This window comes from Acinetobacter sp. CE-15 (assembly GCF_051059255.1).
GTDB classification, from domain to species: Bacteria; Pseudomonadota; Gammaproteobacteria; order Pseudomonadales; family Moraxellaceae; genus Acinetobacter; species Acinetobacter guillouiae.
Window position 1 is genome coordinate 3602469 of the sequence record NZ_CP192737.1, and the last position, 16795, is coordinate 3619263.

Sequence of the window (16795 nt, forward strand, 5' to 3'; positions counted from 1 at the left end):
CCTGCACTTATGCAGGCATTGTTGATAAATTAGAGGTGAAAAAATGTTAGACCGCACTCCATCTCGCGAATTACAAGAAGATCTTTGGGTTTTTCCAATGGATTACCCAATTAAATTGATTGGTAATGCGGGTGAAGAATTACGTGGTGCTGTAGTTGAAATTTTGGTAAAACATTTCCCTGAATTTAATGAAGCGACACTTGTTGTACAACCATCACGTACTGGTAAATATCATTCGATTACGGCTCAATTACGTTTTGAAGAGCTTGAGCAAGTGCATGCCTTGTATGCTGACCTTGCTGCTTGCGAACATATTCGTACTGCCTTGTAATGCTGAAATGAATTAAAAAACACGCCACAATGGCGTGTTTTTTTGCACCATGATTTTATCGGGGAATATGCCCTGCTGGCTTATTTGCAAATGATCAGCAATTGCTTTCACTTTTCCAAACTAAATTTCTTTATAATTAAAGCGATTTTTATATTTTAAGGGCACTTGTCTGTGAACGATGCTGTTCTAAAACCACATCTGATTATTCGTCAATATCAAGACTTAACGCCTTATGCCGAGCGTTTTCAGGAAATGAAATCTTTTACTGAACAACGTGATGAAAATTCTCCAGATCAACTTTGGATCTTGCAACATCCTGACGTACTGACTCAGGGGCAAGCAGGCAAACCTGAACATATTTTAATGCACAGTAATATCCCTGTTGTTCAATCAGATCGTGGTGGACAAGTTACCTGGCATGGTCCTGGTCAAATGGTGATTTATTTCATGTTTGATTTAAATCGCTTGAAATGGAATGTGCGTACATTGGTCACTTATGCAGAGCACTTAATGATCAATCTGCTCAAGAAATATGATGTCGATGCCTATGCCAAAGCTGATGCACCAGGTGTTTATGTCAACGAACGTAAAATTGGTTCACTGGGCTTTAAAATCCGCAGAGGACGTAGTTATCACGGGTTAGCATTAAATATTGATTGTAACTTAGATGGCTTCCATACCATTAACCCATGTGGTTATGCAGGTTTGGAAATGGTCCGTGTCTGCGATTTGATTAAAAATTATCCTGATTACAAGCAACTATCAAAAGATGTGATTGAGTATTTTCAACAGAGTGGGTACTTTAGTGATATTGAAGTCATCGACAAAAAATCAAATGACCATGAAGTCATTCACAAATAAATCGCTTTATTTTTATCTGAAAACAAATTAGAGTAATTACTCTAAAACAAAAGTACAATTTTATATAAGGGACTAACGAGTGATTTCAAGTAAATCTATCAAACCCGCTTTAGAACAAGCCTATGTCAAACTCATGATGGATGTGATTGGCAGAGGTTTGGTCATGGCGAGTCAAGTTGATGATGAAATTAAACATGAAGTATCTGTACTCCCTGTTGGTTTTACATTATCAATGAAAGTTTTTCCAAACGGCGCTTCATTTATTGCCAGAGTCAATCAAAACAAGCAGCTTGAACTGGTTAAATCTTTAGACGCTAAGCCTGATCTATCGATTATTTTCAAACATGTTCATCATGCTTTTTTAGTCTTTTCATTTCAGGAAAGTACAGCTCAAGCTTTTGCAAATGACCGTATGATCGCAGATGGAGATGTGGCACATGCCATCCGTTTAGTGCGTTGTCTGAATAAAATGGAAGCATTAATTTTACCTAAACTGGTTGCTGAACTCGCGGTAAAAGAATATCCATCAGAATTAAGTTTAAAAGAAAAATTAGCGGGTGCTGCAAATATCTATCTTAAAGTTGCCCAATCATATTTAAAAGGGAGTGCTTAACACATGGCTAAACCATATTACGAATTTTTCTGTCCTGTAAAAGTGATCGCTGGTCATGCTGCACTCGAACATATTCCTTTCGAACTTGCATCATTAGGCGCTAAACGCCCAATGATCATCACTGATAAAGGTGTACGTGCCAATCACCTTTTAGCACCTATTGAAGCTGCATTTGAATCTACTGATATTGAAATTGGCATTATTTTTGATGATGTTCCGCCTGATTCAAGCCTTGAAACAGTTCGTGCCGCAGCACAAGCGTATCGTGAAAATAACTGTGATGCGATTATTGCTGTGGGTGGTGGCTCGGTTATTGATACCTCTAAAACAGCCAATATTTTAGTCTCCGAGGGTGGCGATGATTTACTTAAGTATTCAGGTGCACACAACCTCCCTCGCCCACTTAAACCTTTTTTTGTGATTCCTACCACATCTGGTACAGGCTCAGAAGTGACCTTGGCTGCGGTCGTATCTGACAATCAAAAAAATGTGAAAATGGCATTTGCCTCGAATTACCTCATGCCACATGCGGCGATTCTCGATCCACGTATGACCCAAACATTGCCACCACATCTGACAGCAATGACAGCGATGGATGCCATGACACATGCTGTAGAAGCCTATACCTGTATCGCAGCCAATCCAATTTCCGATGCGTATGCAACAGCTGCCATCAAAAAGATCAGTACAAGCTTATTTGATGTACTGGATCACCCTAGTGATGCAACAGGCCGCTTAGAACTTGCTCAAGCCTCAACAATGGCAGGCATTGCATTTTCTAACTCGATGGTTGGTATTGTGCATTCTCTTGGTCATGCTTTAGGTGCAGTTGCGCATTTGCCTCATGGCTTATGTATGAATCTCTTTCTTCCTTATGTTTTGGAATACAACAAGGAAGTGAATGGTGACAAGATTGCCGATCTATTATTGCCACTTGCTGGTGCTGATATTTACGCACAGACCCCTGCAAACCAGCGTGCGGATAAGGCCATAGAGACGTTAAACACCATGCGTGATCGTGTCTATCATTTGACTAAGCTTCCACGTACCTTGAGTGAAACAGGTAAAATTACTCAAGCACAGCTGGATGAAGTTGCCGAAAAAGCACTCAATGACGGCTCAATTATTTTCAATCCGAAAGAAGCAACCTTTAAAGATTTAAAGTCAATCTTAGAAAAAGCTTGGTAATTGTCTAAAATTGCGACAATATAGAGGGAGCTATTGGCACTAAGTCTATGTTTGCAGTGATGTAGTCTACAGATGAAATGTTGACAGCCCCCGATAGTAAATAGCCTGATGTTTATCTAAACATCGGGCTTTTATCTTGCAGAATGGGCAGTCACTTATTTTTTGATCAAGATGGCACGTTTTCTGCTAAAAAAGCCAACAAAGTTACTGACAAATGTGACCTTTTAGAGTAGATTGGCGCACTTTTGTTTTATTCTTAGGGGGGATCGTTCGTCTCAAACGATCCTTATAAATATGACTGATCCTTGATCAACGATTAAGAGGATAACGCCGTTGACAGATATCTCTGGGACTCAATCCACAGCAAAACTGAAAAAAAATCTTGTGCTGTGGCATATTATCATTATTGGTCTAGCGTATATTCAGCCACTTACCTTATTTGATACCTTTGGTTTAGTGTCAGACGGAAGCCATGGACATGTTCCAACTTCTTATATTTTTGCGCTTGTTGCCATCCTTCTGACCTCTATCAGTTATGGTCATATGATCAAGCGCTACCCTTCGTCAGGGTCTGCTTATACCTATGCGCAAAAATCGATTCACCCAAATGTCGGCTTTATGGTTGGCTGGTCTTCTTGGTTAGATTATTTATTATCTCCACTCGTCAACATTATTTTGGCTGATATTTACTTAAGAGCCTTATTCCCAGATGTAAATAACTGGATCTGGGTCATTGCACTGACAGCAATTATGACTGTGATCAACTTGTTTGGTTCACGTTTTGTTGCTCGATTTAACAGTACCATTGTTGTGGTGCAACTTGCGATCATCTTCTATTTTGTTTATGAAGTTTACTTACTGTTAACTCAGGGCATTTACGCAGATGGCACCTTAAATCCAGATAAAGCTGAATTATGGTCACTTGCTCCATTCTGGAGTGAAATGACGGCAATTGGTGCATTAATCGGTGGTGCAACGATTCTTTGTTTCTCTTTCACAGGTTTTGATGCGTTATCATCCCTTGCAGAAGAAACCAAAGATGCTGAAAAAACCTTGCCAAAAGCAATTTTCTCTACAGCGTTGATCGCGGGTATTATCTTTATTTTTAGTACCTATTTTATTCAGCTATTTTTCCCAAGTAATGCCAATCTTTACTTTAATCCGCTGGATGAATCTCAACCTGTGATGCTTGAAGCACTTGGCAATGCTACCATTCTAACGGCAATTACAGGCATCGCATTTAAAAAGTTAGTATTGTATTTTGCGGTCATTGCTGTACTGGCTTCTGGTATTTCTGCACACGCTGGGGTATCCCGTTTGATGTATGTAATGGGGCGTGATGGCGTCATTAACAAAAAGATTTTTGGTCATATTAGTCCAAAATTACATACCCCGACTTATAATATTTTGATTGTCGGTGTTGTTGCGCTATCAGCAGGTTTTCTTGACCTTGAACATATTGTCAACTTAATTAGCTTTGGTGCTTTAACTGCCTTTAGTTTTGTGAATTTCTCCGTGATTTCACGTTACGCCTTACGTGACGGCAGAACAAAATCACTGAAAGAAATCATCAATTATGTGGTGATTCCATCTCTTGGTTTTGCCAGCGTATTCTTGATGTGGTTAGAAATTGATGAAATGGCATTAAAACTCGGGCTTGCATGGGCTGTATTAGGTGTTGCCTATTTAGCCTATAAAACTCGTGGTTTCCGCTACCCTGCACCACAACACAATGAACATGAATAATTGATTATTGCATATGTAATCAAATAAGAAAGGCGCTTTATGCGCCTTTCTTATTTTAGTCATATCAACTGCAATTATGCTGCAATAAATTTTTCAGTAATCGCTTTGATTCGTTTTGCATATTGTTTTGCAGTCTCTAAATCACCGCTTGGAATCTCATCTGTACTGGCATCAGCAGGTGATTGAACCAATAAGCCGACAGAACCGCCTAAGCTGTTCACATCCTGACGTGTAGCGCTTTTAGTGTTTGATGGTGCCAAACCAAGACTGACCCAAATACCACCATGTTGTGAAGCCAAGGTATGTAAAGAAATTAACGTAACTTGCTTATCGCCATTTAAACTTGCGCTGTTGGTAAAACCACCGAAAACCTTGTCTGCCCATGCACGAGTAAACCAACGCTTAGAAGATGCATCTGCAAATTTTTTAAATTGCCAAGGCACACCGCCCATATAAGTTGGCGCACCAAATACGATTGCATCTGCGGCATCTAAAGTGTCCCAATCCTGATCTTGAATATTGCCCTCTTGATCCACTTCGATGAGCGTTGCCTGAATTTCATTGGCAAAAGTTTCTGCAATGACTTTGGTATGACCATAACCTGAATGATAAACAACAGCAATTTTTGACATGATAAGTCCTCTGATTGAGATGATAGGTATATTAATGTTTGATATAACTTGGAGGGGTTGCAGTTAGACCTTGTTTGAGTTGTTGGGTAGATTCCCCAACCAACACTTCAAAGGCATTTTGTTGAATTCCATCAAATACGTGTTGCGCCACTGTATGTGGAGAAATTTTGGCAATATCCAGTGATTGGGTTAAATCTGTGTCGATAAAACCAACATGTACCCCCATCACATGAACATTGGCTTTTGCTAACCATTGCCGAGTTGAATTGGTAAATGACCATGCTGCCGCTTTAGAAATCGCATAACTGGCTAACATCGTGCTGGGTTCCCAAGACACATCCGATAAAATATTGACGATATAACTTTCAGCGTGGCTTGCTAAAATTGGAGAGAATTGCTGAGTCGTATTGATCACACCATAAAGATTGGTGTCTAAAACCGTCCGTGTCACTGCTGCAATATTTGCATCTACAGGACTTTCATTTAAGCGTGCAATACCTGCATTGTTGATTAATAGATTGACATCACCACATTCTGCAACAGCTTTTTGAATAGATACGGGATCTGTGACATCTACAACAATCGGAATAATACCCTGTTGATTAAAACCTTGAAGATTACGCATTCCTGCATAAACTTTCTTGGCACCACGTTGTATCGCTTGCTGGGCAAGTGCTAAACCTAGACCACGATTTGCACCCGTAATAAAAACGACCGCATCTGTTATTTTCATTAAAACCACGCTCATAAATATAAAAGGGTCGATCAACGCTATCAATCAGCAGAAGTTGTATTGACCTGATTAATTTATGATATACTTTTGAAATCTAGTATCAATTAGTTACTACGTGGTAACTGGTCATTTCTTGGTTATAACTTTCCAAATTGAGGTATAGATTGATGACTAATGCATTCAATTTTAATATTTTTCATCCAAATTGCCCGGCAAGATCTTTTTTTGAAAAATTTGCAGATAAGTGGGTTTTGATGATTATTTATCGACTTCATCAGCACTCTCAACACTTCAATGAACTGAAAAAAAACTTAACAGGCATCTCACCTAAAGTACTTTCTCAGAAATTAAAAATTCTGGAAAGAGATGGATTTATCACCCGTACAATTCATGAGAACAATGTGATTCGTGTTGAATATGCATTGACCTCTCTAGGCTTTGAGTTTGCTCAAACTGCTTTATCATTTAAGCTCTGGGCTGAAGGCAATGTGCAACATGTCATTCGTGCTCAAAAACAATTTGACGCAATTCAAGCAAAAAATGAGCCAGCACTGTTGCAGGAAGCCTAAACCTCAACACTTTAAATATGACTTATACTCAGCTCGCTATGTTGTAAGCATGATATCAGCTCAGCATCATTTGAATAAAACACAGCAAAGGGGAAAAAAATAATGAAAATTCCACTGCTCTTTATCCTAGCAATCCTCAGCCATAGCGCTTTTGCGTCCTATGGAAATTCTTGTGATTTAGAGGTTAAACTTTTAGAAAACTCTTCTACACGTACGTTATATATCAATAAAGATGGCTTAGGTGAAGTTGAGGAAACAACACTCAACATAAAAGGTATTGTAAAAAAAGCGCAAGCTGCTGGCCGAGCAGATAGTGTTTGTCAACACTATATCGGCAAAGTCTTAGAAGAAAATTTAAGCGATTTCCCGAATCGCTCTGAATTTAAAAAAGGACAAAAAATTAAACTGAATATATTAATCACAGATTATAAAGGTATACCGAAATCTGAAACGGTGACCTATTTAGGACCAGATAAATAATTAGTCAGCTCAGCTATGAAATCAGTCCAATACACACTGTGATCCTTGTACAAAGACACTTTGATACAATTTAAGCAGCAAAGAGTCATTACTTTTGCATAAATCATCAATTCCAATGCTATAAGTCATCGTGCACTCAGCTAAAAATTTCACCTGATGCAATACACTTAACATCTTATAAATAAAACATGTTAAACGGGAAAAAATAATGAAAATACTATTCCTCTTTATCCTAACACTATGCAGCCATCGTGCATTTGCTTCTTATGAAAACTCTTGTGATTTGGTGGTCAAGCTTTTAGAGAATACCTCTACAAATACATTTCTTATTGACAGACTTGGTGATGGCCGCTTTAAAAGTGAAACGTACCTTATTTCTTTTAAAGGCCTTGTTAAAAAAGCACAGGTTTCTGGTCGAGCAGATACGGGTTGTCAACACTATTTAGAAACAGTTATAGAGAATAGCTTCTTCTTAAACATTCGATATACAGCAAAGAAAGGGCAAAAAATTAAGATAAATATTCGGATTACTGATTTTAAAGGCAAATCCCAATCGGATGAGATCGCTTATACAACCATAACCACATTGCTCCTTCCAAAAAGGAAATTCTAAATTAATAAGAGTAAAAACCCATCTATGCGATGGGTTATGATTTTTATTTTAATTCTTTAAATCCTTGTTGACGCCATGCTTCATATAGAATCACTGCGGTGGCATTCGATAAATTCAGACTACGTGAATTCGGTGCCATAGGTAAACGAATCCAATGCGACTGAGGGAACATCATCCGGACATCTTCTGGTAAACCACGTGTTTCTGGCCCCATCAATAAAGCCACAGGCCGGTTTAAATCTGAGGTATGTGGTGTTTCAGTACCTTTGGTGGTTAAAGGATAAATCGCATCAAGATCAATCCCCTGCACCTTTAAATGTGCCAAACATTCAGCAAAATTTTCCCAAACTTTCATATGCGCCCATTCATGATAATCCAATCCTGCACGGCGCAACTTTTTATCATCCAGTTCAAAACCTAAAGGCTTGACTAAATGTAATTGTGCACCTGTATTGGCACATAAACGAATGATATTCCCTGTATTTGCAGGAATTTCAGGCTCGTATAAAACAACATGAATCACGGGAGATCTCTACTTATCAGAATACAACCTAAGTCCTTTAAAAAAGACCATGTCTGTTTTTTAAAGAAAAATTTAGGCAGATATTATTGCCACTGTAACTGTTCGCGTAAACTCACTACTTCACCAATAATAGTTAAAGTAGGTGCTTGAATATGGTTTTCTTCAACTTTTGATGCAATGTCTGCCAAAGTACCAATCACCACCTTTTGATCCGGGGTTGTGCCTTTGGAGATCAAAGCCACTGGCATATTTGGACGTTGACCATGTGATATTAGATTTTCACAAATTTTTTCTAGCCCCACCAAGCCCATATATAAAACCAGTGTCTGGTTTTCATAAACCAACTCATTCCAAGGTAACTCAGGTGAACCTTCTTTTAAATGCCCAGTCAAAAAACGGACGCTTTGTGCATAATCACGATGTGTAAGCGGAATCCCAGCATAAGCTGAGCACCCTGATGCGGCGGTAATGCCTGGAACAACTTGGAACGTAATATTGGCTGCAAAAAGCTCTTGAATTTCTTCACCACCGCGACCAAAAATAAACGGATCACCACCTTTTAGACGGCAAACACGTTTGCCTTCGGTGGCATATTTGACCAGTAATGCATTAATCCCATCTTGTGGCACAGAATGATTTGAACGTGCTTTACCCACATAGATTTTTTCAGCATCACGGCGACACAACTCTAAAATCGCGGGGGACACCAAACGATCATAAATCACCACATCCGCTTGCTGCATCAGTCTAAGAGCTTTTAAGGTTAACAGCTCTGGATCACCTGGTCCTGCACCAACCAAATAAACTTCACCTTTTGGTTTTTGCCATTTTGTTAAAGCTTGTTCAATTAGACGATCCGCCTCTATGAGATTGTCATTAAACACCTGCTCTTTTAAAGGGCTGGCATATAAATCTTCCCAAAAGATTCGACGTTCATCAGGATTAGTAATCTGTTCTTTAACAGCTTTACGCCATTTCCCAGAAAAATCAGCAAGTTTACCCATTCCATGTGGAATAGACGCTTCAAGCTGAGTACGAATTTGTCGAGATAAAACAGGAGAGGCACCGTTGGTGGCAATTGAAACCACCAGTGGTGAACGATCAATGATCGCAGGCACCATAAAGCGACAATGTGGAGGATCATCAACACTGTTGACCAACACATTTAAATCTTCACAAGCTTCAAAAACAGCTTGATTGACAGCTTTATCATTGGTTGCAGCAATCACCAAACGATAGCTACTTAGGCTAATTTGAGGATCAAATTTATCTGCATGATATTGCCCATGAGTTGAATGGACAATATCTAAAAGATTTTGCTCTATATCAGGTGCAACCACATGAATCACTGCACCTGCTTTTGCAAGTAATACTGCTTTGCGGTAAGCAATATGCCCACCACCCACAATCAGACAAGGTTGCCCTTGTAGTTTTAATGAAATTGGGAAAATTTCCACAGTGTTCCTCAAAAGTTCAAATCTGATTGTACTAAGCAATATTTATGCACAAAACTGAACCAAATATCGAGTTTTCGACATTTAGTCGATGAATGTTGCACCAGCCATGTACGGGCGTAACACTTCTGGCACTTCAATAGAGCCATCGGCACGTTGGTAGTTTTCCATCACAGCCAATAAAGTACGACCGACAGCCAAACCAGAACCATTCAAAGTATGTACCAGCTCAGTTTTCTTTTGGTCTGCACGATAACGCGCCATCATACGACGTGCTTGGAAATCGCGCATATTTGAACAAGAAGAAATCTCACGATATGTATCTTGGCTTGGTACCCAAACTTCTAAATCATAAGTTTTACACGCACCAAAGCCCATATCACCACCACATAAAACGATTTTACGATAGGGTAAGCCTAAAGCTTGTAAGATTCCTTCCGCATGACCTGTCAATGCCTCCAAAGCATCCATTGAGTCTTCAGGTTTTACGATTTGAACCATTTCAACTTTGTCGAATTGGTGTTGACGGATCAAACCACGCGTATCACGACCATAAGAACCTGCCTCACTACGGAAACATGGTGTATGCGCAGCATATTTCAACGGTAAACGGTCAGCATCAATGATTTCATTACGGACAAAGTTCGTCACTGGAACTTCAGCGGTTGGAATCAAATAGTATTCTTTTTCGCCTTGTAATTTAAACAAATCTTCTTCAAATTTAGGCAGTTGACCTGTACCACGCAATGAGTCTGCATTGACAAGATAAGGGACATAAGCTTCGGTATAACCATTTTTCAAGGTATGGGTATCCAGCATGAACTGGGTCAATGCACGTTGTAAACGCGCCAATGGACCTTTCAATACGCTGAAACGTGTGCCCGTTAACTTGGTTGCAGTTTCAAACTCCAACCCACCCATCATTTCGCCAAGGTCAGTATGGTCTTTGATTTCGAAATCAAATTGACGTGGTGTGCCCCACTTTAAAACTTCAACATTATCACTTTCATCTTTCCCTTCTGGTACAGACTCATGTGGCATGTTTGGGATTGAGAGTAGTTTTGCTTCTAATTCAGCTTGAAGTTCATTCAATTCAACTTCAGCGGCTTTAATCTCATCACCAATCGCACCCATACGTGCCATGATTTCTGAAGCATCGCCACCAGATTTTTTGATTTGACCAACTTGTTTCGCACCCGAATTACGCTCTGCCTGTAAGTTTTCAGTTCTAGACTGAATTTCTTTACGGCGAGCTTCTAGTGATGCCCATTCTTCAACGTTGAGTTGTACACCACGTTTGGCTAAGGCTAAGTTTACAGCCTCGATATTATTTCTGATTAATTTCGGGTCGATCATAGTCAATCTAAAGGGTAAGAAAAAAACTGACTATAGTGTAAGCTCTTCACTGTAAAAAATACAGTGACAGAGCATTAGACATACATGAATTGTATGATTTGAAGACAATTAAGGTGTAACAGGTTTTTCTACAGTCGCTTCGACTTGAGGTAGACTTGGTAAATACTCAGCTTTAATCAAATCTTTTGCCACTTGATACGGCAGCTTTAACTCAGGCATACCTTCTGCATAAGAGGTAAGTTCATATAATGGATAAACAAAAACCAGACCATTTACACCATAATAATAGTTATCGCTTAACTGCAATTTATCACGCGTAATATCTTTTTGAATCAACCAATTCGCATTGGCATCATAAAGCTGTTCAGCAACTTTTGCTTCGACGTTTGGTTTTAAAATATCAGTTAGAGCGAGGCGCTTTTGCGTGCTTAGATCGAATGTCACATATTCATTGTGATACATCCCATGAGCAGCACCTGCTGCATAGGTATAAGTCTGGATCACAAAAGTGGCTAAATTATTTTGTTGTGAAATAAAACGAACATAAATTGAATTTTGATTTAAACCTTTAGGTGAAGATTGCGCTTCACTTTCAGCTTGAGCAAGATTTTGATCTTTCTCAAATGCGCCTGGGACATCTTTTTTAATACGATTTAGAAAATACTCATCTAGCCAAGGCACATTACTTTTAACAGTTTGCAAATCATATTGCGTACAACCATCTTCATCACAAAACTGTTTTTTTACCACATTGACGCGTTCAACTTTGGCTTGAATCAGCGGTATTTGTGCGTGTTGAGTTGCTGTTGCAGCTTGTTCTGCTTGAGGTGCTGGCTTTTCTTGGCATGCGCTAACCATGAGCATACTGGATAAAAGAGATAAAAAAATCAGACCACTTTTAAAATTTACTTTCATTTCTATATCTTTAAAGCATATTTAGTAATAGCCCTATCATAAAACCAGAACCTTTAAATTAATATTCATAATTGTTAATTATTGAAATTTTGTTGTTTAAGCCTATGTGCTAACTCTTTTATTCAAATTAGCGCCAACATTGTCATTTTGATTGAAATCTACATTTGCATGGTTCTCAACCCAATTACAATGAAATCCCAGTGGTATATGTACGCCCAAATCAATTTCAGCTTGTGGCTGAATTTCCAATCCATTTACTTTTAAAATAACAGCTTTGGCTGCTTCTCCCTCTACGTGATGTAAATAGGCCATCAAATAACCTTGCCCTTCTGCACTGTGTTCATGCTCAGCCACAAAAGTGACTTCACCAATTGCCCACTGCGTACCAAAATCATAACTCACAGATGTTTGCATTTCTAAATCATAAATATATAAACAATTGAACAATGCAGTTTCAGCAAAACCCAACGTGTATAAATAACGATATGGTACTCCAGTAAAACGCGCATCAATTTTCGGAAATTCTTGAACCCGAGAGTCGAGTACAGTTCTATGTAGCGTTTGTAAGCTTAAATCAATGCACCAACGTTCTAACTGTGCATGTTGCAATTCATAAGCTGCGTGTTGGGAATGTTCAAAATCGTCCTGATGCACCAAAACATCTAAAATAATTCTATTTTCATGATCACGAAAAGCATTTGCTGCATGAAAAACAAAACATGGTTCAAGCTCAATCCACTGAATCTGTTCAGCGTTAGCATATTTAGGCAATATTCCGATACGTGCTTGATGTTGTTTATTCCATTGATAGGGAACACTTGCGCCACGCAATAATCGAGTCATTGAAAAAGTAAGTGGAAAATCAAAAACCAAAACTTCTTGTTGTGTAATGAGACAATCATGAATCATGGGACCATGTTGTAATAAAATTTGCGTGACATGAATCAAATCACCATGCTGATCAATCACTTGGTAATAGGCATTTTTAGGATCTAAAGCATCATAACTAATCGCATGTAAGTGCCCTGTTTTGGCATCTTTACGAGGATGTGCGGTAAACGGTAAATCAGCATCACTATTAAACAACTGATAACGTTCTGCATTTAACTCATCATCTAAGCAGATTGGAAACGCGCCAGCTTCAATCACCGCCCAAAGTTTTCCTGCATGTTTAAAAATGTTGGTATTTACAACATCATGTGCACCACGGCGAAAGCCGCCTATTGCTGGTTGTTGTTTATATTGCTGCACCTTATCTGTGGCCAGCATACTGCTTTTAAACCAGATTGCTTTACCCGCTTGTAATTTAAGCGCGTGAATCATTCCTTGACCAAGATACCATTCAAATAATGTCGGCTTTGCGACATCAATCGGATTTGAGCCAATTCTTAACAATAAACCATTTAAACGTGGTGGGATAATTCCTGATATTTTTAAAGTTGTTGTGATGATTTCTTCAACTGGCTGGTAAAGCTTTTGCTGATAAAGATTGACTTCTTTATCACGACGATGCCGTCTTAAAAATCGCCCAATCATGCAGATTAACTTTTGCCTCAAAACATTCAAAAATGACTTTTGCGCAGTCATCTTTGGGTAATGTTTGAGTTTCAATTGTGTTTTGCGATACATATAGCATCTCAGTTTTTATATTCAAACCCTTGTTTGAGCATAGAATAATCTTGTATTGAAAGCCACTTTATTTGCTCGTAGCTATTATTCATCATTCGCCTAATCAACATGGCTGAGTCTATTGCTCTGTTCTGTTTAATCGGCATAAAAAAAGCAACCTTACGGTTGCTCTTCTATTCAATCAAAATCGTTTATTGATCAATAATGTCTGTGCCTTTAGGTGGCACAAAATTAAAGGTAGATGCAGGAATAGCGGCATTAACCTGTACATTGTTAAAACGCACAGTGGTTGTTTGACCTAAAGAATCTTGCAAGATCATTAAAGTCGGTGCATTTTTCGCCCCAAAACTAATCGTCAAGCTTTGGAAAGCACCATCTTTTTGTTTTGGATACAAGGTATAGTAAGTTTTACCTGCATTAGGCTGAGTAATACGATAAGCCTTTTGAATTTGCTCAGTATTACCACTGAGGAGTAATGCTGGTGTATTGGCAACCTGCTCATCTAAACTTTGGCGTACAGCCTGCTGTAAGTCAGGATCATAAATCCACACTGTACGACCTGCGGTCACAATAGTCTGTTTTGCGGGCGTGGTGGTTTCCCAATAGAATTTACCAGGACGTTCAACCTTCATTGTACCTTTAAAGGTTTGATTCATATGCTGAGCGGTTAAACCCTTTTTCTGTGCAACTTTACCTGTTTGAGTCGCTTTTGTGGTTTGCTCAAAATTTGCAGTAAAGCTTTTTACACCACTGAGTTGTTTAACCAGATTTGCGGTTGCTTGTTGCTCCGAAGCAGCAGTTGCTGCAAAAACTGTTGTGCTCATTACAGGTGCAAACAGCGCTGCACTTATAGCCACTGCACCCATCGTTTTACGAAGCATATTCATATGTTCACCTTTTCTATGTCTGCACCTCAATTAAAATATTCAAATAATATTTGGCACATAATGTAATTTATTAGATTGCTTATCTTAAACCAAATTGAGTCAGTAATAATTGAGAAAATAAGAAGTTTTGTATTGTTATTGGTGCAATATGTTGAAAATTATTCATCATGATGAAGATGGTTTTTTGTTTAATGCTAAAAAAAACTGATAAAAAAGCCCGCAATAAAGCGGGCTTTTTTGCACTCTTAAAGCTTACGCTTCAACAGATACATAGCGACGGCCAAATTGACCTTTCACTTCAAATTTGATTACGCCGTCAGCAGTAGCAAATAAAGTATGGTCACGACCCATACCAACATTTGTACCCGCGTGGAATTCTGTACCACGTTGACGAACGATAATGTTACCAGCAGTCACAGCTTGACCACCGTACATTTTAACACCTAACATTTTAGGATTCGAATCACGACCGTTTTTGGTCGAACCACCGGCTTTTTTAGTTGCCATGTCTATATACTCCTAGTGATTAACCTGCGATCGTAGTAATTTTCAACTCGGTAAACCATTGACGGTGACCTTGTTGTTTACGGTAGTGCTTACGACGACGCATTTTAACAATACGAATTTTGTCATGACGACCGTGACCAACCACTTCTGCAGTTACTTTTGCGCCAGCTACAACTGGAGCACCGATTTGAATGCTTTCGCCATTCACAACCATTAATACATCATCAAATGTAATAGTCGCGCCAGTTTCAGCTTTCAACAATTCTACTTTAAGGGTTTCACCCTCAACAACACGGTGCTGTTTACCACCGCTTTGGATTACTGCGTACATAATGTACTCCAACTTACCCGTGTCGTCGTGCCGATAAAGGAATATATCGATCTTAAGACGAACGCCACTGGGGGTTATTCAAGGGCAAAGATTTTAAGTGATAATGAATTAAACAACAAGTCATTTCCAGCAAATATTATCATTGTATAGAAAATAATCTACATATAATGGTTTTTTTAAGATTTCCCCTTTGATAATATGAATTTTTTTTTAAGATACAGCTAAAATTGAAATAGATTTTTAAAACAAATCCGCTACTATGTAGCTCAAAAGAATGATCGATTGAATGTTCAATGCTTTATTCATCTTTGGACAAAGAAAGAACAAATCATTAAGATTCAGGCACGATGTCTGCTTTCAAAAGCAACATTCAGACATGTTAATTGTTACACTAGCAACTTATAACGCATTTGCATGAGGCTCCCACCCGATGACCATCGACTTTAAGCAAGATATTCTCGCTCCAGTTGCAACCGACTTTGCTGCAATGGACAAGTTTATTAATGAAGGGATTACCTCAAAAGTTGCTTTAGTGATGGCCGTCAGTAAACATGTTGTTGAAGCTGGCGGTAAACGCATGCGTCCAATCATGTGCCTACTTGCAGCAAAAGCATGTGGTGCAACAGATCTACAGATGGACCCTTATCGCAAACTGGCAGCAATCATTGAAATGCTGCATACCGCAACCTTGGTACATGATGATGTTGTAGATGAATCTGGTTTACGTCGTGGTCGTCCAACTGCGAACGCAACTTGGAACAACCAAACTGCTGTGTTGGTGGGTGATTTTCTGATTTCTCGGGCTTTTGATCTTCTGGTTGATCTCGACAATATGATCTTGCTCAAAGACTTTTCGACGGGCACTTGTGAAATTGCCGAAGGCGAAGTGTTACAGCTTCAAGCACAGCATCAACCCGAAACGACTGAACAAACTTATTTAGATATTATTCACGGTAAAACTTCTCGTTTATTTGAGCTTGCAACTGAAGGTGCTGCCATCATTGCAGGGAAACCTGAGTATCGTGAACCATTACGTTTATTTGCAGGTCATTTTGGCAATGCCTTTCAAATTATTGATGATATTTTAGACTATACCTCTGATGTTGAAACATTAGGTAAAAATATTGGTGATGATTTAATGGAAGGTAAACCCACTTTACCTTTAATCTCTGCCTTAGCAAATACCCAGGGTGAAGAGCACGAGATTATCCGTAAAAGTATCGCAACTGGTGGAACAGGCGATTTAGATCGTGTGATTGAAATTGTGCAGACCTCAGGTGCTTTAGATTATTGTAGTCGCCGTGCCACAGAAGAAACTCAAGCTGCGATTCAGGCTTTGAATCATTTGCCTGAATCTGAGTATCGCCAGGCATTGTATAATTTAGCGCAACTTGCCTTACATCGAATTCAATAAAATTTAACAAGGC

Annotated in this window: 19 protein-coding genes; 9 read left to right on the plus strand and 10 right to left on the minus strand. The window is 39.0% G+C overall.

Annotation, left to right across the window (positions count from 1 at the left end):
- Window positions 1–43: 43 nt before the first annotated feature.
- The 5 genes from ACQ7EO_RS16570 (at window position 44) to ACQ7EO_RS16590 (ending at window position 4739) form a co-directional block, all read left to right on the plus strand.
- The gene (locus ACQ7EO_RS16570; protein WP_004722529.1) at window positions 44–331 is read left to right on the plus strand and encodes a YbeD family protein; all 288 of its coding nucleotides are present in this window, start codon (window positions 44–46) and stop codon (window positions 329–331) included.
- 171 nt (window positions 332–502) lie between these two features.
- Window positions 503–1192 carry a lipoyl(octanoyl) transferase LipB gene (gene lipB, locus ACQ7EO_RS16575; RefSeq protein ID WP_434278060.1) on the plus strand — a complete coding sequence of 230 codons (690 nt, stop codon included), beginning with the start codon at window positions 503–505 and terminating at the stop codon, window positions 1190–1192.
- 79 nt (window positions 1193–1271) lie between these two features.
- On the plus strand, window positions 1272–1805 hold the full coding sequence (locus ACQ7EO_RS16580) for a hypothetical protein (protein ID WP_004722534.1): 534 nt from the start codon (window positions 1272–1274) through the stop codon (window positions 1803–1805).
- A 3-nt stretch (window positions 1806–1808) separates the two neighbouring features.
- A complete protein-coding gene (locus tag ACQ7EO_RS16585; protein WP_434278061.1) occupies window positions 1809–2993 on the plus strand; it encodes an iron-containing alcohol dehydrogenase in 1185 nt (394 codons plus the stop codon).
- Window positions 2994–3326: 333 nt separating this feature from the next.
- Complete coding sequence (locus ACQ7EO_RS16590) at window positions 3327–4739, plus strand: APC family permease (protein ID WP_004722537.1); 1413 nt, start codon at window positions 3327–3329, stop codon at window positions 4737–4739.
- Between the two features lie 74 nt (window positions 4740–4813).
- On the opposite strand, the gene ACQ7EO_RS16595 is transcribed toward ACQ7EO_RS16590, so the two are convergent.
- Window positions 4814–5371, minus strand: a complete 558-nt coding sequence (locus tag ACQ7EO_RS16595; protein WP_034615631.1) for a flavodoxin family protein — start codon at window positions 5369–5371, stop codon at window positions 4814–4816.
- A 31-nt stretch (window positions 5372–5402) separates the two neighbouring features.
- On the minus strand, window positions 5403–6104 hold the full coding sequence (locus ACQ7EO_RS16600; RefSeq protein ID WP_004819581.1) for an SDR family NAD(P)-dependent oxidoreductase: 702 nt from the start codon (window positions 6102–6104) through the stop codon (window positions 5403–5405).
- A gap of 167 nt (window positions 6105–6271) precedes the next feature.
- Here ACQ7EO_RS16600 and ACQ7EO_RS16605 point away from each other — a divergent pair, with 167 nt between their 5' ends.
- From ACQ7EO_RS16605 to ACQ7EO_RS16615, 3 genes are all read left to right on the plus strand, one after another.
- Complete coding sequence (locus ACQ7EO_RS16605; protein ID WP_004722540.1) at window positions 6272–6673, plus strand: winged helix-turn-helix transcriptional regulator; 402 nt, start codon at window positions 6272–6274, stop codon at window positions 6671–6673.
- 102 nt (window positions 6674–6775) lie between these two features.
- Window positions 6776–7153: a hypothetical protein gene (locus ACQ7EO_RS16610; protein WP_434278063.1), complete on the plus strand. Its 378-nt coding sequence runs from the start codon at window positions 6776–6778 to the stop codon at window positions 7151–7153.
- A 208-nt stretch (window positions 7154–7361) separates the two neighbouring features.
- The gene (locus ACQ7EO_RS16615) at window positions 7362–7766 is read left to right on the plus strand and encodes a hypothetical protein (protein ID WP_244015312.1); all 405 of its coding nucleotides are present in this window, start codon (window positions 7362–7364) and stop codon (window positions 7764–7766) included.
- A gap of 43 nt (window positions 7767–7809) precedes the next feature.
- Here the strand turns inward: ACQ7EO_RS16615 and ACQ7EO_RS16620 are convergent, their stop codons facing one another.
- From ACQ7EO_RS16620 to rplU, 8 genes are all read right to left on the minus strand, one after another.
- Window positions 7810–8289: a tRNA (cytidine(34)-2'-O)-methyltransferase gene (locus ACQ7EO_RS16620; protein WP_004819563.1), complete on the minus strand. Its 480-nt coding sequence runs from the start codon at window positions 8287–8289 to the stop codon at window positions 7810–7812.
- 83 nt (window positions 8290–8372) lie between these two features.
- Window positions 8373–9746 carry a siroheme synthase CysG gene (cysG, locus tag ACQ7EO_RS16625; protein WP_434278065.1) on the minus strand — a complete coding sequence of 458 codons (1374 nt, stop codon included), beginning with the start codon at window positions 9744–9746 and terminating at the stop codon, window positions 8373–8375.
- A gap of 81 nt (window positions 9747–9827) precedes the next feature.
- Window positions 9828–11099, minus strand: a complete 1272-nt coding sequence (serS, locus tag ACQ7EO_RS16630; RefSeq protein ID WP_434278066.1) for a serine--tRNA ligase — start codon at window positions 11097–11099, stop codon at window positions 9828–9830.
- A gap of 108 nt (window positions 11100–11207) precedes the next feature.
- Window positions 11208–12014: an RsiV family protein gene (locus ACQ7EO_RS16635; RefSeq protein WP_434278067.1), complete on the minus strand. Its 807-nt coding sequence runs from the start codon at window positions 12012–12014 to the stop codon at window positions 11208–11210.
- 102 nt (window positions 12015–12116) lie between these two features.
- Window positions 12117–13643 (minus strand): carotenoid oxygenase family protein, encoded by a 1527-nt coding sequence (locus ACQ7EO_RS16640; RefSeq protein ID WP_434278069.1) that lies wholly within the window; start codon window positions 13641–13643, stop codon window positions 12117–12119.
- 191 nt (window positions 13644–13834) lie between these two features.
- Window positions 13835–14530, minus strand: a complete 696-nt coding sequence (gene lolA, locus ACQ7EO_RS16645) for an outer membrane lipoprotein chaperone LolA (protein ID WP_004722558.1) — start codon at window positions 14528–14530, stop codon at window positions 13835–13837.
- Between the two features lie 252 nt (window positions 14531–14782).
- Window positions 14783–15037 carry a 50S ribosomal protein L27 gene (gene rpmA / locus ACQ7EO_RS16650; protein WP_004722560.1) on the minus strand — a complete coding sequence of 85 codons (255 nt, stop codon included), beginning with the start codon at window positions 15035–15037 and terminating at the stop codon, window positions 14783–14785.
- 19 nt (window positions 15038–15056) lie between these two features.
- The gene (rplU, locus tag ACQ7EO_RS16655) at window positions 15057–15368 is read right to left on the minus strand and encodes a 50S ribosomal protein L21 (protein ID WP_004722561.1); all 312 of its coding nucleotides are present in this window, start codon (window positions 15366–15368) and stop codon (window positions 15057–15059) included.
- Between the two features lie 430 nt (window positions 15369–15798).
- Here rplU and sdsA point away from each other — a divergent pair, with 430 nt between their 5' ends.
- Complete coding sequence (gene sdsA, locus ACQ7EO_RS16660) at window positions 15799–16782, plus strand: All-trans-nonaprenyl-diphosphate synthase (protein WP_434278070.1); 984 nt, start codon at window positions 15799–15801, stop codon at window positions 16780–16782.
- Window positions 16783–16795 lie beyond the last annotated feature (13 nt).